This is a genomic window from Streptomyces sp. NBC_00038, from assembly GCF_026343635.1.
Lineage (GTDB): Bacteria > Actinomycetota > Actinomycetes > Streptomycetales > Streptomycetaceae > Streptomyces.
Map to the genome: position 1 here is coordinate 2,532,786 of NZ_JAPELQ010000001.1, position 21,540 is coordinate 2,554,325.

Below are 21,540 nucleotides of genomic sequence, written 5' to 3' on the forward strand. Positions count from 1 at the left end.
GCTCCTCAAACGCCGGAGGGGCTGAAACTTTCCCCGGCCGGAGCTGAAATCTTTCGCCCCGGCCAGGGAAGATCTTTTTAGCCCGTCCGGCGTTTGAGGACGAGCCCTTCGGGCGAAGCGGGGGTCTGGGGGCGCAGCCCCCAGGAACGGGACGGGTAGGGGCGGAGGGGGCGAAAAAACCCTTCCCTCACCCCCGACTACGCCGCCCCAAAGCCACCGCTCCCCCACCCACCGCAAGCAACACAACCGCCCCACCCACCACATACGGCGCCATCGCCCCACCCCCCGTCTCCGCAAGCCCCGCCTCCGCAGGCGCCCCGTGCGGCTCCACGCCCGCCACGGGAGCGTCGGACGCGTCGGACACGACCGGCGCCTCACACGTCGCCCCCGCCAGCGTCACCGTCCCCTCCACCTCGGCCACATTCAGCTTCAACGGGTTGATGGACACCTTGAGTTCGAGCGCGGACGCGGCCGCCGTGCGGGACGTGGTCGACGTCTTGGAGAGGTCGAGCCGGACGGAGCCGACGCCGGGCACGTCCACCGCGGTCGGGCCGCCGGCGGACAGCGTCACCTTCTTGCCTAGGACAGTGACCCCGCCCAGCAGATTCGACGTGGCCACGGGCTTCTTGCCCGCCTCGCAGGTCGCCTTCGAGGTGACCGACTCGACCTCGATGAGGGAGAGCAGCGGAAGCCCGGGAACATGGACCTTCGCATGGGCGAGGTTCGTGTACCCCTCGGCCTTCCGAGAGGACACCGTCGCCTTCGCGGCGGCGACCTCCGCACCCAGCACACTGAACGGCTTTCCGCCTTCGACGCCCTCCAACCGGGCGGTGAGCGCGGTCTTTTCGGAACTCTGCGGCGCCCGCACCTCGTTGAGGGAGACGGTGAGCGGAACGTTCAGCGTCTTGTTGAGCAGGGACACGTCGAGCCCGGTACGCAGCACGACGGCGCTCGCGCGGCCCTGCTGGTCGGTGTCATCGGTCGCGTGCGCGGACACCGCCCCGGCGAGCGCGGCGGGACCTGCGGCCAGGGCCGTCGCGGCGGCGACGGTGGCGAACCGGCGTGCGGGCATGCGGAAGTTGTTGCCGTTCAAGGTGGGGGACCCCTCGTAAGAGACATGCTTGGGACCCGGTCAGGATTACGCACAGCGAGTGAACCGTGAGCGATCCTGCGTGACTTCACTCCAACGTGGCTTTTTAGTGTGCGCATTCGAATGCCCAGGCACGGATGTTCCACGACGCCACCCTCACACCCCCATATCGACCGGCGCGCCGGTCACCACCCCGCGCGCGGGGTGAAAGTGCTCAACGAGACGGCGAGCCGACACGTCACGCCCCGTCAACATCGCTCACAGTCCGGAACTCACCTTTCCATTTTGCATGCTCTTGACAAGCTTTTGGAGGGTCCTGATAGGACAGGTGCGCTTGGCGATTCCTGTGCGTCCGCTGTGCCCACGGGGACAAGGAGCCCACCACATGGCAACCTCAGACCGCACCCATATCCGTTTCGCCCCCTTCCTCCACCGCCCCTTACGCCGCTCCCGCCTCCGCACCGCGGTGATCGGCATCGTGGCGTCGGCGATGATCGTGGCCGCCGCCCCGGCGGCCCCCACCGTCCAGGACAAGGCGAGACCCGCCGCCGCGTCCGGCCCCGACACCAGCGATCCACGTGACGGCTGGCGCCCCAACAGCGAACGCGGCGACGACAGGAACGAGGACCCGCTCAAGGGCGAACGGCCCGCCGGTATCGCCCTCGACCGCACCCGGGGCGCCGGCTCCGTCCGCCCCGCGGCCGCGGGCGAGGCCGACGGCGTACGGATCGAGGAACCCCGCACGGCGCACGCCACCGGTGCCGACCTCGTCTGGACTCCGTACCCGGGCAAGGACCTTCAGGAGTACGAGGTCCACCGCTCCACCGCGAAGGACTTCAAGCCGACCGCCGAGACGCTTCTCGCCCCGGTGGACCGCGACACCCGTACCTTCGCCGACCGTTCCGCGTCCCCCGCGCCGGTCGGCGACGAGGGCAGGACGTACCACTATCTCGTCGCCGTGCGCACCAAGGGCGGAGAGCTGCTGACCAGCCCGGTCCGCGCGGTTGAGCTGCCTGCCCTCGGGCAGGTCGCCCAGGGCGAGAAGCTGCTCGCCGCGCCCGAGGCCGAGACGTACTTCCTGCCGTACACGCCGGCGCGGGTCGTCCCCGGCGAGACCTCCACCGTCGAGGCGACGCTCACCAACACCACCGGCACGGTGTGGAAGAAGGGCGAGCGCGTCCTGTCGTACCGCTGGACGCTGGACGGCAAGGACGTCACCAACCTCCTCAACAAGGACGCCACCCCGCTCCCCCAGGACGTGCCTCCGGGCGGCTCCGTCACCTTCGACGCGCAGCTCAAGGCGCCGGTCCTGATCGACCCGCTCGACAAGCGGCTGACCTTCGGCCTGGAGTGGGACCTGCGGGAGAAGGCCACCGGCAAGTGGCTCTCCGAGACCGACGGGGTGCCGCCGTCCAAGCACCAGGTGACCGCCGAGTACCCGACCTCCGACCAGCTCGGTCTTGAGGACTTCTACTCCTACGCGGGCAAGAACACCGGCGCGGGCTCCGCCCTGACGAGCAACCTCTACGCCGGGAACGCGGTCTGGTCGTACAACGCCTTCTCGAACCCGTCCCTGGGCTTCTCGACCTTCCTGCGGCTCTCCTACAACTCGCAGGACGCCTCCTCCACTCCGGCCGGACCGGGCTGGTCCCTGCAGGCTTCCTCGCCCGTCCGGCTCGGCACCCCGCTGGACTTCCATCCCTCCGCACTGCTGCCGGCCCGCATCACGATGACCGACGGCGACGGCACCAGCCATGTCTTCAGCAAGAACAAGAAGGGCGAGTGGGACTCCCCGTCCGGGGTCCACTTCAAGGTCAGGCAGTTGGAGAAGAGCTGCCTGCTGCACCCGCACGAGCGGGAGGCCTGGGAGTTCCTGCGCCCGGACCGCACCCGGTTCCTCTTCGACTGCCAGGGCTATCCGAGCGCCATGGTGGACAAGAACGGCAACCGGATGGAGTTCACCTACGAGCAGCGGCTGCTCGGCCAGAAGCTGCTGAAGTACGTCACCGACGCCGAGGGCCGGCGCACTCTCACCGTCGACTACTGGGAGAAGGGCGAGCCGTACTCGTACCTCGACAAGGACGGCGAGCTGCGCACCGGTGACCACCTCCTCAACCCGTTCATCATCGACAAGGTCCGTTCCGTCACCGACATCTCGGGGCGGCGGATCGACCTCACGTTCACCGAGAAGGGGCTGCTCGGGCGGCTGACGGACGGTGCGGGCGCGGACGACAAGCTGCGCAAGGAGTTCGGGTTCACCTACGGCAAGGAGCTCGACCACCCGGGCATCAAGCTGGTCGGGGTCACCGACCCGCTCGGTCACGCCACCGAGCTCGACTACATCGGCCCGCACGACGACAAGGACCAGCTGCCCTACCTGGGGTACACCAAGTCGATCAAGGACCGCCTTGGCGGCCTGACCGGTTACCGCTACGCGGACCCGGACGGCCATGACGGCAAGGCGGCGCAGACCGTCGTCACCGACGCCGAGGGCAATCCGAGCACTCAATTGCTTGACAGCTACGGGCGGCCGGTGAAGCTCACCAACGCCAAACGGCAGACCACCAGGCTCGCCTGGGACGCGGACAACAACGTCACGCGCCTGGAGGAGAACAACGGCGCCACCCGGACCTGGAAGTACGACCCCAAGACCGGCTATCCGCTGGAGGTCAGGGACGCCGAGGCGGTCGAGAACGACCGGCCCGCCGCCGCCCTCACGTACGCCACGGGCGAGAACGGCTACATCGCCGACCTGGCACAGCGGGTCTCCCCCGAGGGCCGGGTCTGGCGCTTCGGCCATGACGCCGTGGGCAATCTGACCTCGGTCACCGACCCCAAGGGCGTCACGACCGAGCCCGAGGGCGACTACACCTCGACGAGCACCTATGACGCGCGGGGCCGGCTCACCGCCGCCACCGACGCCAACGAGCACACCACACGGTTCGAGGACTACGACCCGTCCGGCTATCCGCGCACCATCGTCGACGCGCTCGGCGAACGGACGCGGACGACGTACGACGTGCGCGGCAACGTGACCGAGCTGGAGGAGGCCAACGGGGCGACGACGACGCAGACGTACGACCTGTTCGGGCGTCCGCTGGAGAACCGGATCCCCAAGGACCAGGAGGCGGGCGACTTCCTCGTCACACCGGCGCCGGTGTACGACAGGAACGACAACACCGTCGAGTTCACCTCCCCCAACGGCGCGTCGAGCACCAGCCGTTTCGACGCCGCCGACCAGCAGGTCGAGCTGGTGCAGCCCGGCGACGAGGCCGGCGACCCGCTGCGGCGGACGACGTACACGTTCGACAAGGTCGGCAACCAGCTGACCTCGACGCAGCCGAAGGGCACCCTGACCGAGGACCCCGACGACTACACCACGAAGATCACCTACAACGAGATCTACCAGCGGATCGCGACCGAGGACGCGGCCGGTCACCACGCCACCGCCGGGTACAACGATGTCGGCGATCTGGTCGAGGTCGTCGACGCGCGCAAGGCCGAGAGCCAGGATCCGGACGACTACACCAGCCGGTTCCGCTACGACCTCGACCACCGGCTCCTTGAGACGACGGACGCGACCGGCAGCTCGACGACGAGCACCTACGACTGGGACGGGCTGACCACCGCCACCACGGACGCCGACGGCAACCGCGCCGAGCTGGTCCTCGACGCACGCGCCGCCCTGGTCGAGGCGCGCACCCCGCACGAGAAGAACGGCGACGACACCGTCTTCCGCACCACCCGCTTCGAGTACGACGAGGCGGGCAACCAGACCCGGGTCATCACCCCGCGCGGCGTCGAGACGGGCGGGGACCCCGAGGACTTCGCCTCCGAGACCGTCTACGACGAACTGAACCGGGTCAAGGAGACCCTCACCCCCTACGACCCGGACGACGAGCGCTACAACAAGCCCGACCGGACGACCTACGAGTACGACCAGGTCGGCCGGCCGGTGAAGGTCAGCGCCCCGCCGTCGGAGGGCCAGTCCGTCCGCAACGAGACGCGGTACAGCTACTTCGACACCGGCTGGATCCGGACGTCCACCGACGCCTTCGACATCAAGAACACCTACGAGTACAACGAACTCGGCCAGCAGATCCAGAACACCCTGACCAGCGCGGGCGGTTCGGTCTCCCGGACCCTCAACTCCTCCTTCTATCCGAGCGGCGCGCTGAAGTCCCGGTCGGACAACGGCGTCCCGGTCGGTCTCCAGGTCGCGCTCGTCGACAACTCCGACGTCAACAACACGGCGACGCAGGGGACTTGGGACGAGGTCACCGCCGAGGGCTCGTACGGCTTCAACGCGCAGACCCATGCCGCGGGGTCCGGCGAGTCCCGGTTCGTGTGGCAGCTGAACATCCCGCAGAACGGCGCCTACACGGTCTACGTCCGCAACCCGAAGGTCGAGGGCGCGGCGAAGGACGCCACGTACGAGATCAAACACAAGGACGGAACCGAGGAGAAGACCCTCGACCAGACCGAACTCCCGGGTGAATGGCGGTCGCTGGGCAAGTACGCCTTCGAGGAGAACGCCGGCCAGGCCGTCACCCTGACGGACAAGGCGACCGGTGCCGTCGTCGCGGACGCGGTGCGGCTGGTCCGCGACAACTCCGGCGACACCGACAACGAGAACAAGGACTTCTCCTACCGCTACGACGCCAACGGCAACCAGACCGAGATCACCGACCGCAGCCCGGGCGTCGAGGTCGACCGCTACACCCTCGGCTACGACGGGATCAACCAGCTCACCAAGGTCGTCGAGCACGACGGGGACTCCGTCCGCAACACCGCCGAGCTGACCTACGACGCCAACGGCAACACGCTCACCACCACGCACGACCTGACCTGGAGCAAGCTGGAGTACGACGTCCTGGACCGGGTGGAGCGGATCACCAACGCCGCCTCTCCGACGGCCGGGGACCAGCAGGTGACCAGCCTGGAGTACACCTCCCGCGGTGAACTCGCCGAGCAGACCAAGCCCAACGGCAATGTCCTCACCGTCGACTACTACCTCGACGGGGCGACGAAGCGGACGAGCGAGAAGAAGTCCGACGGCACCGTCGTCGCCGAGCACGCGCTGACCTACAACGCCAACGGTCACAAGCTCGAGGACGTCCTCAAGGTGATGGACGCCGACGACCACGGCGACACCGTCGACAACACCTACGCGTACGGCTACGACCCGCAGGACCGCATCGCCAAGGTGACGAAGACGGGCGACGACGAGGCGACGGAGGAGTACCGGCACGACGCCGCCGGCAATGTGATCCGGCAGACCGTCGACGACACCACGACCACCCACCGCTACGACCGCAACCGGCTCCTCACCTCCACCGAGGACGGCGCCTCCTCGACGTACAACTACGACCCGCTCGGCCGTCTCGACACCGTCTCCTTCGGCGGCGAGACCATCCAGAAGTACCGCTACGACGGCTTCGACCGGCCCGCCTCCATCACCGCGGGCAGCGGCGACGCGGCGAAGACGACCCGGATGACGTACGACGCCTTCGACCGCACGGTCAAGGAGTCCCAGGGCAGCGGCGACGACGCGAAGACCACCCTCTTCACGTATCTCGGGATCACCTCCCTGTCCCTGCGGGAGGAAGTGACGGACGAGTCCGTGACGTCCTTCCAGTACGCCTCCTGGGGCCAGAAACTCACCCAGATCAAGGACGAGGAGGAGAAGGACCCCGAGACCACCCAGTACGCCTACCACCCCCACGGTGACGTCGAGGCGCTCACCGACAAGGACGGCAACACCAAGGCGACGTACGGCTACACCGCGTACGGCAAGAACGACAACGCCCAGTTCACCGGCGCCGACAAGCCCGGGTCGGGCGGCGAGGAGCCGTACAACTCCTACCGGTTCAACGGCAAGCGCTTCGACTCCACGTCCGGCACCTACGACATGGGCTTCCGGACCTACGACCCCGGTCTGAACCGGTTCCTGACCCGCGACATGTACGGCGGCGCGCTCGCCGACATGGGCCTGACGACCGACCCGTTCACCGGCAACCGGTACGCCTTCGCGGGCGGCAACCCGGTCTCGTTCGTCGAGATCGACGGCCACCTGTTCGGGATGTCGTGGTCGGACATCGGTCACCTGGCCCTGGACGTCGTCGGCCTGATCCCGGCCGTCGGTGAGATCGCCGACCTCGCCAACTGCGGCTGGTACGCGGCCGAGGGCAACTATGTGGACGCGGGCCTGTCCTGCGCCTCGGCGATCCCGTTCGCGGGGTACGGCGCCTCGGCGGCCAAGGCGGTCAAGTACGGCGACGAGGTGATCGACGCCGTCGATGCCGCCAACGACGTCCGCCGTACGGCCGACAACGCCCTGCCGCCGGCCGGCGCCGCTCCCCCGGCGGGCGCCGCCCCGCCCGCGAACGCGGCTCCGCCGGCCAACGCCGCTCCGGCTCCGGCTCCGGCGAATCCGGTGCCCGCCCCGGCCCCGGCACCGCCGAAGGTTCCGGAGCAGCCGCCCAGCAGCGGTGCGAGCTGCAAGGTCCGCAACAGCTTCACTCCCGGCACCCAGGTCCTGATGGCCGACGGCACCACCAAGGCGATCGAGGACATCCTGGTCGGAGACCGGGTCGCGGCCTCCGACGTCGAGACCGACGACACCCGGTCCCGTGCGGTGACCGCCACCATCACCGGCAAGGGCGCCAAGCACCTCGTCAGGCTCACCGTCGACACCGACGGCCGTGCCGGGGACGCCACGTCGACGATCACGGCCACGGACGGCCACCCGTTCTGGCTGCCCGACGTGGGCCGTTGGGTGGATGCCGGCGACCTGAAGCCCGGGCAGTGGCTGAGCACGGGCAGCGGGAGCTGGATCCAGATCACGGCCGTCGACCCCTGGTCGGCGAAGGCGACCGTCCACAACCTCACGGTCGCCGGGGTCCACACCTACTACGTGGTGGCCGGGGGCAGTCCGGTCCTCGTACACAACGGCTGCGGTCCGGACGATCTCGAAGAGGGACTGCAACAGGCGGCCGACGCGGCGAACCAGTTCGCGAACCCCGGGGGCATGACCGGCGCCCTGCACCTGCCGGGCTGGAACGGTCCGATCCCCGTGTCCTCGGGCAGCCGCAACCTCAGCCCGTCCTACGCGGGCAACCTTCCGCCCGGAGCGACCAGTCAGAACTTCCACCACCTGGAAGCGCAGGCGGCGGGCGCGATGCGGGCCCAAGGTGCCACCGAGGCCCGGCTGTTCATCAGCGGCAACTACGTCTGCGGAGGATGCACGGCCGCACTGCCCACCATGTTGCCGTCGGGCGCGACGCTGACGGTGATCTTCCGGGACGCGGGGGGTGCGATCCGTCAACTGCCCTTCCTGGGGCGTTGACCGTCTGACTCATCCCGCTCCGCGCTCATCGGCCCCGGCGACCTCGTGTTGCCGGGGCCGATGGCCTGCCTGACGGCGGTCAGGTGAACGGCTTGATCCAAGGGATGTCGGTCATGTCGTCCAGGTAGGCCAGACGCTCGGGCTCCGTGGTGGCCACGCGCACCTCCGCGAATCCCGGCCTGTTCTCCCAGGGGCTTCCGGGGGCCATCGCGGGCCCCGTCGCGGCGACCAGGGTGTCGCTCATGAAGATCCGGCCACCGGGTCGGGGCGAACCCCAGCCGCCGAACGCGATCCGTGTCATCGGCGCGAGGACGGAGTCGAGCCGGTGCTCCTCCACCTGGGCGCACTCCCGCCACGAACTGCCCGTGTACGTGGCCTCGTACAGGACGCTGTGCGTCAGGAGTTCCGGGAGGCTCTCCGGGCACCGCTGCCATGGCTCGTAGAGCTCGGCTTCGTGGACCACGTCCGGATCCGCGGTGCCGAACGCCCACCGCCAGTCACCGGTCGCGTCCTCCATGAAGACGGCCGTGCGGTCGTCGCCCGCCTTCACCTGTTCCGGGGCGATCATCCGGTTCACCGTCATGAGCGGGGCCGACCACCGGGACGCGAGGCTGTGCCACTCCTTGAGGGAGGCCGGCAGCCAGTCGCAGGTGGTGGGGAGCGTCCCGGACGGGCCGTCGGGAGGGCCGTACCAGCGCTCCAGGAATTCGGGCACGTCGATGGTTGCCGGATCGATCATCTCCGCCAGCGCTCCCTCGTTGAAGGCAAGTGACTCTCTCTGTACCGGGATCCCGGGGATCCCGTGGCGCCTAACCCACGACCCGCCCGTTCAGCACGATCCGTCGCGGGGCGGCCAGCACGCGTACGTCCGCCCGCGGATCCCCGTCGTACACCACGAGGTCCGCGGGCGCCCCCTCGTCGAGCCCCGGCCGTCCCAGCCACCGCCGCGCGCCCCACGTCGTGGCCGACAGCGCCTCGACGGGCGGGATGCCGGCGGTGACGAGTTCGGCGACCTCGCCCGCGACGAGGCCGTGGGCGAGCGAGCCGCCCGCGTCGGTGCCGACGTAGACGGGGATCCCGGCGTCGTACGCGGCGCGCACGGTGTCGTAGCGCCGTTCGTGCAACTGCCGCATGTGCGCGGACCACTTGGGGTACTTCCCGTCGCCGCCGGCCGCGAGCTGCGGGAAGGTCGCGATGTTCACCAGCGTGGGGACGATCGCGACGCCGTGCTCGGCGAAGAGGGGGATGGTGTCCTCGGTCAGGCCCGTCGCGTGCTCCACGCAGTCGATGCCCGCCTCGACCAGGTCCCGCAGGGAGTCCTCGGCGAAGCAGTGCGCGGTGACGCGGGCGCCGAGGCGGTGCGCCTCGGCGATCGCGGCCTCGACGGCGTCCCGGGGCCAGCAGGCGCTCAGGTCGCCGGTGCCGCGGTCGATCCAGTCGCCCACGAGTTTGACCCAGCCGTCGCCGCGACGGGCCTCCTGGGCGACGTACGCGACGAGGTCCTCCGGCTCGATCTCGTGCGCGAAGTTCCGGATGTAGCGGCGGGTTCGGGCGATGTGCCGGCCCGCACGGATGATCTTCGGGAGGTCTGCGCGGTCGTCGATCCAGCGGGTGTCGGAGGGCGAACCCGCGTCCCTCAGCAGCAGGGTGCCCGCCTCGCGGTCGGTCAGCGCCTGCTTCTCGGCGACGTCGGCGTCGACGGGGCCGTGCAGGCCGAGCCCCACGTGGCAGTGCGCGTCGACGAGGCCGGGCAGGGCCCAGCCCTCGACGGTACGGATGTCACGGGCGCCGGCGGGGCGCTCGTACGAGATCCTCCCGCCGACGACCCAGAGTTCGTCCCGGACGTCCTCGGGCCCGACGAGGACCCGTCCCCTCACGTGCAGCACGGTGCGATCGCTCATGGACTGCACCCTAGTTGGGGCCCTGGTCCCCCTTGCCCACCTGGTCCGAGACCTCTTCCTCCACGTCCGCCATCGCGGGGTCCAGCAGGCGCGACAGGAAGTGGCGGGTCCGCTCGTGGCCCGGGTTGCCGATGACCTGTGCGGGGGCGCCCTCCTCGACGATCACGCCGCCGTCCATGAAGACGACACGGTCGGCGACCTCGCGCGCGAAGGTCATCTCGTGGGTGACGACCATCATCGTCATGCCCTCGTCGGCGAGCATCCGCATGACCGCGAGTACGTCGCCGACGAGTTCGGGGTCGAGGGCCGAGGTGGGCTCGTCGAAGAGCATCACCTCGGGGCCCATGGCCAGGGCGCGGGCGATCGCGACGCGCTGCTGCTGGCCGCCGGAGAGGGAGGAGGGGTACGCGTCGGCCTTCTCGGAGAGGCCCACGCGCCGCAGGTTCTCCGCGGCGATCCTGGCGGCCTCGGCCTTGTCCCGCCTCAGTACCCGGCGCTGCGGCAGCGTGAGGTTGTCGGTCACCGACAGGTGCGGGAAGAGGTTGAACTGCTGGAAGACCATGCCGATACGGCGGCGTACGGCGTCGATGTCGACGTCGGGGTGCGTGACCTCCGTACCGCCGACGAAGACCTCGCCCTTGGTGGGCTCCTCCAGCAGGTTCACGCAGCGGAGCAGCGTGGACTTGCCCGAGCCGGACGGGCCGATGACGCAGACGACTTCACCCGAGCCGATCTCCAGGTCGATGCCGCGCAGCACCTCGTTGTCGCCGAAGGACTTGTGCAGGCCCTTGACCTGGATCTCTGGTGTCGCGGACGTGCTCACTTGGTGGCCTCCCCGGCCTTCGTCTCGAGGCGGCGCACGACGAAGCCGAGCGGGATCGTGACCAGCAGATAGCACAGGCCCGCGACCAGGATCGGCGTGGAGTTGGCGGTCTGGCTCGCCAGGTCGCGCCCGAACTTGGTGAGTTCGCGCTCCTCCAGGGTGACCCCGAGGAACAGCACCAGCGAGGAGTCCTTGAAGAGGAGGACGAGTTCGTTGGTGAGCGGCGGGATCACGATGCGGAACGCCTGCGGAATGATGATCGAGACCATGGCCCGGGCGTGCGAGAAGCCCAGTGAACGGGCCGCCTCCATCTGTCCCTTGGGCACGGCCTGGATGCCCGCGCGGATCGTCTCGGCCATGTAGGCGGCCGAGACCAGGCCGAGGGCCAGGGCCACCTTGCCGTAGGTGCCGCCGGGGATCTCCGTGCCCGGGAACGCCAGCGGTACGGCGACACCCACGAACACGAAGATCAGCAGGGCGGGCAGGCCGCGGAAGATCTCGATGTAGATGCCGGCGACCCAGCGGTAGGGGCCCACCGGGGACAGCCGCATCAGGGCGACGACCATGCCGAGCACGAGTCCGAAGACGAACCCGGACATGGTGTAGAGCACGGTGTTCTTCAGCGCCATCGTGATGACGTCGGGGAACATCTGCGTGACCAGGTCCCACTGCGCGAACTGGTTCTTCAGCCGCCCCCAGTCGGCCGTGGCCGCGAAGGCGACCACGGCCGCGACGAACACGACGTACTGGACACCGCGTGACAGCGCCCGCTTCTGACGCCGGGTCAGGCCGCTTTTGCGGGGCTGGAGTTGTGCGTCGGCTCCACTCATGAGGCGGACGGGGAGGCGGAGGCCGCGGCGGCGTCGTACGGGCCGATCCACTTCTCGTACAGCGTCTTGTACGTGCCGTCGGCCTTCGCGTCCGCGATCGCCTTGTTGATGGCGTCGACGAGCGCGGTGTTGCCCTTCTTCACCGAGAAGCCGTACTGCTCACCGGTGTTGATGTTGTCGGCGACCTCGAAGGCGTCCGCGTTGGCCTTGTCCTTCAGCCAGCCCTGGACGACCGGGTAGTCGATGATGACGGCTTGGACCTGGCCGGTGCGCAGGCCGTTGAGGAGGGCGTCGGAGGACTCGAAGGAGACGGGGTCGAGGCCGTGACTCGTGGCGTAGTCCTCGCCGGTCGTCTGGGCCTGGGTGCCGACCTTCTTGCCCTTGAGGTCGGCGAAGGAGGTGATGCCGCTCTTCTTGTCGGCCAGGACGGCCTGCGTCGCCTCGAAGTAGGGGTCCGAGAAGTCGACGTTCTTCTTGCGCTCGTCGGTGATCGTCATGCCGGCCGCGGCGAGGTCGCACTCGCCGGAGTTGAGGAACGCGCCGGTCTTGAAGTTCTCGAAGGGCGTGTCGATGAACTCCTGCTTCACACCCAGGTCCTTGGCGACCAGGTCGATCAGCGAGACGTCGAAGCCCTGCACCTTGCCGTCGATCTCCGACTGGAAGGGCGGGTACGGGAGGTGGGTGCAGGTGGTGATCTGACCCGCCTTGACGAGCTTGACGCCCTTGACGGTGGTCGAGCCGCCGCCGTCGTCCGAGGAGCAGCCGGCCACGAGCAGCAGCCCGGCCGTCGCGGTGGTGGCGGCCAGAAAGCGGGTTCGGCGTCCGAGGACCGAGTTCACGGAGACCTCCTGTGGGGGGACTGAGAGTTCTGATTATAAGGAAAGGTTTGACTCACTCAAATCAATCCGATGGTCACCGCGCCGTCCGGCCTCAGAAGTCGCCGGTCCGAGCCGGTGCGGTGTCGCCGGTTACCCTCTGATCCATTGCCCCCCAAGGGCCCCGTTAGACCCTGTGAGCGAAGAGAGCACCGTCGTGACCCACCCCTTCCTGGACCTGGCCCCGCTCAGCGCGGCGCACTTCGCGTCGATCGAGGACCGGGTCGCGCGGCTGCTCTCCACCGAGCAGGACGTCGTGATCATGCAGGGTGAGGCGCTGCTGCCGCTGGAGGGAGCCATCCGTGGCACCGCCGGTCCCGGCACGACCGCGCTCAATGTGATCACCGGTCCCTACGGGCAGACCTTCGGGGACTGGCTGCGGGACTGCGGGGCGACGGTGATCGACCTGGCGGTGCCCTTCCACACGGCTGTCACCGCCGCCCAGGTGCGGGAGGCGTTCGCCGAGCATCCGTCGATCGACTTCGTGTCACTGGTGCACGCGGAGGCGGCGACGGGGAACACGAACCCGGTCGCGGAGATCGGTGAGGTCGTACGGGAGCACGGGGCGCTCTTCTACCTCGACGCCGTCGCGTCGATCGGGGCCGAGCCGGTGCTGCCGGACGCGTGGGGTGTCGACCTGTGCGTGATCGGGGCGCAGAAGGCGATGGGCGGGCCCGCCGGGGTGTCGGCCGTGTCGGTGAGCGAGCGGGCGTGGGCGCGGATGGCCGCCAATCCCGCGGCTCCGCGCCGGTCCTACCTCTCGCTCCTCGACTGGAAGCAGCGGTGGGTCGACGGGGGCCGGAAGGCCTTGCTGCACGCGCCCGCGCAGCTGGAGATGCTGGCCCTCGAGGCGTGTGTCGAGCGGATCGAGGGCGAGGGGCTCGACGCGGTGATGGCGCGGCACGCTTCGGCCGCGGCGGCCACCCGGGCGGGGGCGCTCGCCCTGGGCGGGGGGCTTGAGCCGTATGTGTACGAGGCGGTGGACGCGGCACCCGTCGCCACGACGCTGCGGGCGCCGTCGGGGGTCGACGCGTCCGGGCTCGTCGCCAAGGCGCTGGCCGCGGATCCGGTGCTGCCGTTGGTCGCGGGCGGGGGTGCGCTCGCGAAGTCGATGATCCGGGTGAACCACTACGGGCCCGATGCGACTCGGGGGGTCGTGCACTCCAGCCTTGCGGCGCTGGGCGCTGCGCTGGCCGAGGCGGGGCTGGCCGTTGACCTTGAGGCGGCTCGGCGGGCTGTGGCCGGGGCGTGGGGGTGAGCGGTGGGGTTTTTCGCCCCCTCCGCCCCTACCCGTCCCGTACCTGGGGGCTCCGCCCCCAGACCCCCGTTTCGCGCTGACGCGCTCGTCCTCAAACGCCGGACGGGCTGAAAAAGAATATGCGCACCCTTATCCTGTTGTTAATTCAGCGCAGCTTCCCATATTCTCCTGCCCGCTTTTTTCGTGCGTAAACGCTAAGATTTCGCGAACGCCAACCTCGTAATTCGGGCACATCTCGTGGCGATTACGTGGCTGTGACGCACTCCACAAGACGTCCACTTCGTGGTGAATTTTACGCTTAAAACGGGATAAAATGGAGCCGTTTCGTGCGGCCGACGCGCCCGCGTGATAACACGCGGGCACCTTGTGCGTAACCCCGTGGGGCAATGCAATTTCAAATTTCCCTCGGTAAATTCAATCCGCATGACTGCTGCACACGCAGACCCGCAAGCGGAATTCCTGGAAATGCCGGAAGGCCTTCGGATCGACCGTCCGGAGGTGGCCGACGGGGCCGCACTCTGGCGTATCGCCAAGGACTCCCGGACCCTCGACCTGAACTCCTCGTACAGCTATCTGCTGTGGTGCCGTGACTTCGCCGGCACCTCGGCGGTGGCGCGGGACGCGGACGGCGCGCCCGTCGGATTCGTCACCGGGTACGTGCGGCCCGAGCGGCCGGGCACGCTGCTCGTGTGGCAGGTGGCCGTCGACGGCGCCCGCCGCGGGCGCGGTCTCGCAGGGGCCCTGCTCGACGGTCTGACCGCGCGGGTCGCCGGGGAGCGGCGGACGACGGCCGTCGAGACCACCATCACGCCGGGCAACACCGCCTCCGAGCGGCTGTTCACCTCGTACGCCGCACGCCACGGCGCGAGTGTCGAGCGTGAAGTGCTGTTCCAGGCGGGGCAGTTCCCGGACGGTGCGCACGACCCCGAGGTGCTGTACCGCATCGGGCCCCTGTCGCTCTGAACCCCACCCGGTTTCGAACCCCCACCCGGCTTCGAACTCCCACGACTTCGAACCCCCCACGACTTCGTCTCCCAGGAGGAGATTCGCTGTGACCATCACCCAGCCCGACCTGAGCGTCTTCGAGACCCTGGAGTCGGAGGTGCGGAGCTACTGCCGCAGCTGGCCCACCGTCTTCGACCGGGCGCAGGGCAGCAGGATGTACGACGAGGACGGCCATGAGTACCTGGACTTCTTCGCGGGCGCCGGATCACTCAACTACGGGCACAACAACCCGGTACTCAAACGGGCGTTGATCGACTATCTGGAGCGGGACGGTGTCACCCACGGTCTCGACATGTCGACGACCGCCAAGCGCGCGTTCCTGGAGTCCTTCGAGAAGGTCGTGCTGCGGCCGCGCGATCTGCCGTACAAGGTCATGTTCCCGGGGCCGACGGGCACCAACGCCGTCGAGTCCGCGCTGAAGCTGGCGCGGAAGGTGAAGGGGCGCGAGGCGATCGTGTCCTTCACCAACGCCTTCCACGGGATGTCGCTGGGCTCGCTCGCCGTGACGGGCAACGCCTTCAAGCGGGCCGGCGCCGGCATCCCGCTCGTGCACGGCACCCCGATGCCCTTCGACAACTACTTCGACGGCCAGGTCCCGGACTTCCTCTGGTTCGAGCGGCTCCTGGAGGACCAGGGCTCCGGGCTCAACAAACCCGCCGCCGTGATCGTGGAGACCGTGCAGGGCGAGGGCGGCATCAACGTCGCGCGGCCCGAGTGGCTGCGGGCCCTCGCCGCGCTGTGCGAGCGCCAGGACATGCTGCTGATCGTCGACGACATCCAGATGGGCTGCGGGCGTACGGGCGCGTTCTTCTCCTTCGAGGAGGCGGGGATCGTGCCCGACATCGTCACCGTGTCCAAGTCCATCTCCGGGTACGGACTGCCCATGTCCCTGTGCCTGTTCAAGCCCGAGCTGGACATCTGGGAGCCGGGCGAGCACAACGGCACCTTCCGCGGCAACAACCCGGCGTTCGTCACGGCCGCCGCCGCCCTGGAGGCGTACTGGACCGACGGCTCCGCCATGGAGAAGCAGACCCGCGCCCGCGGCGAGCAGGTCGAGCAGGGGCTGATCTCCATCACCGAGGAGAACCTCGCCGACGTCAAGGAGTACCGGGGACGGGGCCTCGTCTGGGGCATCGAGTTCAAGGACAAGGAGCGCGCGGGCCGCATAGCGCAGCGCGCCTTCGAACTCGGGCTGCTCGTCGAGACCTCGGGCCCCGAGAGCGAGGTCGTCAAGCTGCTTCCGGCGCTGACGATCACGCCGGAGGAGCTGGACGAGGGGCTGCGCACCCTCGCCCGCGCCGTACGGGAGACGGTCGCCTGACCGCGTACGGCACCAACCGCGTGTACAGCACCAGCAGAAAGGCAGTAAGTCACCGTGATAGTCCGTTCGTTCAAGGACATCGAAGGCACCGACCGGCATGTGAAGGCCGCGTCCGGCACCTGGGAGAGCAAGCGCATCGTCCTCGCCAAGGAGAAGGTCGGCTTCTCGCTCCACGAGACGACGCTGTACGCGGGTACCGAGACGTCGATGTGGTACGCGAACCACATCGAGGCCGTGCTCTGCGTGGAGGGCGAGGCCGAACTGACCAATGACGAGACCGGCGAGACGCACTGGATCACGCCGGGGACGATGTACCTCCTGAACGGCCACGAGCGCCACACGATGCGTCCCAAGACCGACTTCCGGTGCGTCTGCGTCTTCAACCCGCCCGTCACCGGACGGGAGGACCACGACGAGAACGGCGTCTATCCCCTGCTGACCGAACCCGAGGAGGTCTGAATCCCATGACCACGCTCACCGATCTCTATCCGAGCCGCGGCGCCACCGAGGTGTCCGCGCCCCGCCGGGACCCGGTCGTCTGGGGCGCCCCCGGCACCCCGGGCCCGATCGCGGTGTCCGAGCTCCAGGCGTACGAGCGCGACGGCTTCCTCCCCGTTGAGGAGCTCATCGACGAGGACGAAGTCACCGTCTACCGGCAGGAGTTGGAGCGGATCATCACCGATCCCGCGATCCGCGCCGACGAGCGGTCCATCGTCGAGCCGAAGTCGCAGGAGATCCGGTCCGTCTTCGAGGTGCACCGGATCAGCGAGGTCTTCGCCCGCCTGGTGCGCGACGAACGGGTCGTCGGCCGGGCCCGGCAGATCCTCGGCTCCGACGTGTACGTCCACCAGTCGCGGATCAACGTCAAGCCCGGCTTCGGGGCGAGCGGCTTCTACTGGCACTCGGACTTCGAGACCTGGCACGCCGAGGACGGTCTGCCGAACATGCGGACCGTGTCCGTGTCGATCGCGCTGACCGAGAACTACGACACCAACGGCGGCCTCATGATCATGCCGGGGTCGCACAAGACGTTCCTCGGGTGTGCGGGGGCCACGCCGAAGGACAACTACAAGCAGTCGCTCCAGATGCAGGACGCGGGCACGCCCTCCGACGAGGCCCTGACCCGGTTCGCCACCCGGCACGGCATCAAACTCTTCACGGGCAGGGCCGGTTCGGCGACCTGGTTCGACTGCAACTGCATGCATGGCTCGGGGGACAACATCACCCCGTTCCCGCGCAGCAACGTCTTCATCGTGTTCAACAGTGTGGAGAACGCGGCCGTGGAGCCGTTCGCGGCGCCGGTGCGGCGGCCGGAGTTCATCGGGGCCAGGGACTTCACGCCGGTGAAGTGAGTCGCCTGTGCGGTGAGCCACCGGTGAGGTGAACTACAGCCAGGCCAGTGACGCCGCCCTCGTCAGTACGTTGGCGACGGCGGCGTCGTCCCCCACCGCGCCCCGCGGTACGTCCTCGGGTGTGTACCGGCCGCCCACCAGCAGGCAGAAGTCGACGGGATCCAGGACGAGTTCGGCCCGTACGGGCTCGTCCTCGGAGCCCAGCACCCACTGGGCGTCGGTGCCTGCCCCGGTCACCGCGAACAGCACCGGGGGCGCCGCGGACCCCAGCGCCATGCCGAGGATGCGGACGGCGAGGCGGACGAGCTGCCACAGGTGCGGATCCGGCGGCGGGGGCACGGGGAGCCCGAGGGCGCGCCCGATGTCGTCGGTGTGGATCCACGCCTCGAAGGCCCGCACGACGAAGTGGTCCGCGACGGGCAGCCGTACACCCATCAACGTCGTGGCGACGGAGGCCAGTTCGGAGTCCCTGGCCTCGGGCGTGGCGAGGAGCGCCCCGGCGCGCGCACTCCACGCGGCGACGGTCTCCTCGGGCGTACGCCCCTGCTCGTACGCGATCACGTCGGCGCTCCGCGCGGCCCAGACGTCCTCCCATCGCGTCCCCTCCGGCACGGGCGCCGATGCCGGCACATGCGCGTCGAGGCCGAGTTTGGTGGCCAACGGCTCGTCGGCGGCGATCAGGTGGGCGACGGTGCTGTGCACGTCCCAGTCGTGCACGACCGGCGTACTCCACGGTCCGTGTCCGTCCAACTCCCGTAGCAGCGACTGCAGTCCGGCGACCGCGGCGGCGTAGGGGGCGGCGTGCGGGGCCACCCGGGGCGCCGCGGGCCGGGTGCGCAGGGCGAGGGCGAGTGCGCTCCCGGACTCCTGTGAGCCGTTGGCTGCTCCCGGGGGCCCGTCCAGGATCCGGACCGTCTCCCGCAGCCGTTCCGCCTCCGCCGCGCAGGACTCGCAGTCGGCGAGATGCGCGGGGACCGTCCGCCGTTCGGCGGCCGGCAGCGCGCCGAAGGCCCAGGCCGCCAGCAGGTCCCGTACGTCTTCGTGCTCGGTGCTCATCACATGCCGCCCTTCCGGGACATGGCCGGCATGGCGGCCGCACCTCGCCCCGCTGAGCCCACCATACGCACGCCAGGCCCGCCCGGAGCCACCCCCGCCGCCATCACGCACCCCTTTCCAGTGCCGGATCCGGTGGATCGGCAAGGGACTCCGCGAGCTTGCGCAGGGCCGAGCGCAGCCGGGTCTTGGCAGTGCCCTCGGGTATGCCGAGCTCCACCGCGGCCTGGCGGTAGGTGCGGCCCGCGAAATAGGCGAGGTGGACCACTTCGCGCTGGGGTCCCGGGAGTTCGGCGAGGGCGGTGTGCAGGAGCAGCGAGCGTTCCCGGTCGACGACCGTCTCGTCGGGGCCGGGCGCGGCGTCGGGGATGGCGTGCAGCGCCGAGTCGTCCGCGCGGACGTCCTTGCGGTGCCGGGCCTCGCTTCGCACCCAGTCCACGGCCCGCCGGTGGGCGAGCATGGACAGCCAGGTGCGCAGCGAGCCGCGGCGCGCGTCGAAGGCGTACGGCCTGCTCCACAGCTGCGCGAAGACCTCCTGCGCGACATCGTCGGCGGCGGCCGGGCTGCGGGTGACCCGGACGGCCACCCCTCGCACGAGCGCGCCGTACGCGGCGTACACCTCGCCGAGCGCGGACTCGTCCCCGTACACCAGCCGCCGATGCAACTCGGCGTCCGCGAGCGTAGGTTCCACCGGCACCACCACCTCGTGGTGCCCTTCCTAGCGCCCCCGCGCACCCCGCGCCAGTGGGCAAGGCGCTCAGCCGGACAGGACGTCCAGCAGTCGGTCGACATCGGCGGCGGTGTTGTACAGGTGGAAGGCGGCCCTCAAGTTGCCCGCCCGGTCCGAGACTTCCACTCCGGCTCGGCTCAACTCGGGCTGGAGGCGGCCGAGTCCGGGCACGGAGACGATGGCCGAGCCGGGGGCGGCGACGGGTTCGTGACCCAGTCCGTGCAGGCCCGCGCGGAAGCGGTCGGCGAGGCCGAGGTCATGGGCGCGTACGGTGTCGACGCCCAGTTCCTCGATCAGTTCGAGGGAGTGCCGGGCGCCCGCGTACGAGAAGAGGCTCGGGCTCTCGTCGAACCGCCGTGCGGAGTGGGCGAGTTCCTCGACGGGGCCGTAGCAGCTGTCCCAGGGATGCTCGCCCGCGACCCAGCCGGCGAAGACCGGGATGAGCCCGCCGAGGTCCTCCGGAACGACCAGGAAGGCCACTCCGCGCGGGCACACGAGCCACTTGAAGGCGACGGAGGAGACGTAGTCGTACGCGTCCGCCTCGATCGGCAGCCATCCGGCGGCCTGGGACACGTCGACGTACGTACGGGCCCCGTGCTCGCGCGCGGACTCACGGATCGCCGGCAGGTCGGCGATGCGTCCGTCGGCGGACTGTGCGGCGCTGACCGCGACGAGCGCCGTGTCCGGGCGCACCGACTCGGCCATCCGCTCCAGCGGCACCGTGCGTACCTTGAGGTCGCGGCGCATGTGGAACGGGTTCACGACGGACGTGAAGTCGGCCTCCGCGGTGAGGACTTCGGCGCCCTCGGGGAGCGAGGCGGCGATCAGGCCGGTGTAGACGGCGACCGAGGCCCCGGCCGCGACCCTGCGGTCCGGGACGCCGACCAGTCGTGCGAAGGCGGCCCTGGCCGCCTCCACGTCCGCGAACATGTCCTGCGGCTGCCCTGCCGCCACGGACTCGACGCCGGCCCGCATGGCGTCCACCGCGCGGACCGGGAGCAGCCCGGTGCTCGCGGTGTTCAGGTAGGTGTTCTTCGGGGTGAACTCGGCACGTACGAGAGTCTCGAAGGTCTCCATACGACCACTCTGCGGCCCCGTGAACTCCCCGTCCATTGCCGATTTCTACGTGGATCCGCCAAGGACTGCTTATACATGTCCTCCGACCTGCGCTTTTCAGTTCTGCGGTACGGCGCACCCGTCCGGTCCGCAGACCTCGGAGTCGTCGGAGGCCTGCTGGATCAGCTTCAGCGGCGGGCGTTCGCCCCACGCCTGCGTCAGCGCCTGGGCGAAGACCTCGGCGGGCTGGGCGCCGGACACGCCGTACTTGCGGTCGAGGACGAAGAAGGGCACGCCGTTCGCGCCCAGCTCGGCGGCCTCGCGCTCGTCGGCGCGCACGTCGTCGGCGTACGCGGCGGGGTCGGCGAGCACCTCGCGGGCCGCGTCCTTGTCGAGCCCGGCGGCGACGGCCAGCTCCACGAGCCGCTCGTCGTCACCGAAGACGGACCGCTCCTCGGCGAAGTTCGCCCGGTAGAGGGCGCCGATCAGCTCGTCCTGCCTGCCCTGCGCCTTGGCGAAGTGGAGCAGGCGGTGCATGTCGAAGGTGTTGCCGTGGTCGCGGTCCCGGGTGCGGTACTCGAGCCCCTCGGCGGCGGCCTGCGTGCCCAGGTTCTCCTCGCCGGCCTGCGCCTGCGCCTCGCTCATGCCGTACTTCTTGGTCAGCATCTTCAAGACCGGCTGGATGTCGCCCTTGTCCCGGTTCGGGTCGAGCTCGAAGGAACGGTGCACCACCTCGACCTGGTCGCGGTGCGGGAAGGCGTCGAGCGCCTTCTCGAAGCGGGCCTTGCCCACGTAGCACCAGGGGCAGGCGATGTCGCTCCAGATCTCGACGCGCATGTCTTCGGCTCTTTCCAGGTCGTACGGGTACGGAGGCGCCCTCCGCTCACTGTGTGAACGT

General features: G+C 69.6%; 16 protein-coding genes. 6 read left to right on the top strand and 10 right to left on the bottom strand.

What is annotated here, in order from left to right; all coding sequences use genetic code 11:
* Nucleotides 1–187: 187 nt before the first annotated feature.
* On the bottom strand, nucleotides 188–1,093 hold the full coding sequence (locus tag OG219_RS11725; protein WP_266825607.1) for an SCO1860 family LAETG-anchored protein: 906 nt from the start codon (nucleotides 1,091–1,093) through the stop codon (nucleotides 188–190).
* Between the two features lie 382 nt (nucleotides 1,094–1,475).
* On the opposite strand from OG219_RS11725, the gene OG219_RS11730 reads away from it, so the two are divergent.
* Complete coding sequence (locus OG219_RS11730) at nucleotides 1,476–8,438, top strand: polymorphic toxin-type HINT domain-containing protein (protein WP_266825609.1); 6,963 nt, start codon at nucleotides 1,476–1,478, stop codon at nucleotides 8,436–8,438.
* A 79-nt stretch (nucleotides 8,439–8,517) separates the two neighbouring features.
* Here OG219_RS11730 and OG219_RS11735 read toward each other — a convergent pair whose 3' ends face one another.
* The 5 genes from OG219_RS11735 to OG219_RS11755 form a co-directional block, all read right to left on the bottom strand.
* Nucleotides 8,518–9,177, bottom strand: a complete 660-nt coding sequence (locus OG219_RS11735) for a hypothetical protein (protein WP_266825611.1) — start codon at nucleotides 9,175–9,177, stop codon at nucleotides 8,518–8,520.
* A gap of 70 nt (nucleotides 9,178–9,247) precedes the next feature.
* Nucleotides 9,248–10,339, bottom strand: coding sequence for an amidohydrolase family protein (locus tag OG219_RS11740; protein WP_266825613.1), 1,092 nt, complete (start codon nucleotides 10,337–10,339; stop codon nucleotides 9,248–9,250).
* Between the two features lie 10 nt (nucleotides 10,340–10,349).
* Complete coding sequence (locus OG219_RS11745) at nucleotides 10,350–11,162, bottom strand: amino acid ABC transporter ATP-binding protein (protein ID WP_266825615.1); 813 nt, start codon at nucleotides 11,160–11,162, stop codon at nucleotides 10,350–10,352.
* A complete protein-coding gene (locus OG219_RS11750) occupies nucleotides 11,159–11,992 on the bottom strand; it encodes an amino acid ABC transporter permease (RefSeq protein WP_266825616.1) in 834 nt (277 codons plus the stop codon). Before OG219_RS11750 ends, OG219_RS11745 begins: the two co-directional genes overlap by 4 nt.
* A complete protein-coding gene (locus OG219_RS11755) occupies nucleotides 11,989–12,831 on the bottom strand; it encodes an ABC transporter substrate-binding protein (protein WP_266825617.1) in 843 nt (280 codons plus the stop codon). The genes OG219_RS11750 and OG219_RS11755 overlap by 4 nt, the downstream gene beginning before the upstream one ends.
* Nucleotides 12,832–13,024: 193 nt before the next feature.
* Here OG219_RS11755 and OG219_RS11760 point away from each other — a divergent pair, with 193 nt between their 5' ends.
* The 5 genes from OG219_RS11760 to thpD all read left to right on the top strand — a co-directional run bounded on the left by OG219_RS11760 (nucleotide 13,025) and on the right by thpD (nucleotide 17,803).
* Nucleotides 13,025–14,125 carry an alanine--glyoxylate aminotransferase family protein gene (locus OG219_RS11760; RefSeq protein WP_266836069.1) on the top strand — a complete coding sequence of 367 codons (1,101 nt, stop codon included), beginning with the start codon at nucleotides 13,025–13,027 and terminating at the stop codon, nucleotides 14,123–14,125.
* 423 nt (nucleotides 14,126–14,548) lie between these two features.
* Entirely contained in the window at nucleotides 14,549–15,088 is a 540-nt protein-coding gene (gene ectA / locus OG219_RS11765) for a diaminobutyrate acetyltransferase (protein WP_266825618.1), read from the top strand.
* A gap of 88 nt (nucleotides 15,089–15,176) precedes the next feature.
* Entirely contained in the window at nucleotides 15,177–16,451 is a 1,275-nt protein-coding gene (gene ectB / locus OG219_RS11770; RefSeq protein WP_266825619.1) for a diaminobutyrate--2-oxoglutarate transaminase, read from the top strand.
* A 54-nt stretch (nucleotides 16,452–16,505) separates the two neighbouring features.
* Entirely contained in the window at nucleotides 16,506–16,910 is a 405-nt protein-coding gene (locus OG219_RS11775; RefSeq protein ID WP_266825621.1) for an ectoine synthase, read from the top strand.
* Between the two features lie 5 nt (nucleotides 16,911–16,915).
* Nucleotides 16,916–17,803, top strand: coding sequence for an ectoine hydroxylase (thpD, locus tag OG219_RS11780; protein ID WP_266825623.1), 888 nt, complete (start codon nucleotides 16,916–16,918; stop codon nucleotides 17,801–17,803).
* Nucleotides 17,804–17,836: 33 nt separating this feature from the next.
* On the opposite strand, the gene OG219_RS11785 is transcribed toward thpD, so the two are convergent.
* The 4 genes from OG219_RS11785 to OG219_RS11800 form a co-directional block, all read right to left on the bottom strand.
* Entirely contained in the window at nucleotides 17,837–18,859 is a 1,023-nt protein-coding gene (locus tag OG219_RS11785; RefSeq protein WP_266825625.1) for a maleylpyruvate isomerase family mycothiol-dependent enzyme, read from the bottom strand.
* Between the two features lie 103 nt (nucleotides 18,860–18,962).
* On the bottom strand, nucleotides 18,963–19,559 hold the full coding sequence (locus OG219_RS11790; protein ID WP_266466118.1) for an RNA polymerase sigma factor: 597 nt from the start codon (nucleotides 19,557–19,559) through the stop codon (nucleotides 18,963–18,965).
* Nucleotides 19,560–19,613: 54 nt separating this feature from the next.
* On the bottom strand, nucleotides 19,614–20,699 hold the full coding sequence (locus OG219_RS11795) for an aminotransferase class V-fold PLP-dependent enzyme (protein ID WP_266825627.1): 1,086 nt from the start codon (nucleotides 20,697–20,699) through the stop codon (nucleotides 19,614–19,616).
* A 60-nt stretch (nucleotides 20,700–20,759) separates the two neighbouring features.
* Nucleotides 20,760–21,479, bottom strand: a complete 720-nt coding sequence (locus OG219_RS11800; RefSeq protein WP_266825629.1) for a DsbA family oxidoreductase — start codon at nucleotides 21,477–21,479, stop codon at nucleotides 20,760–20,762.
* Nucleotides 21,480–21,540: the final 61 nt, after the last annotated feature.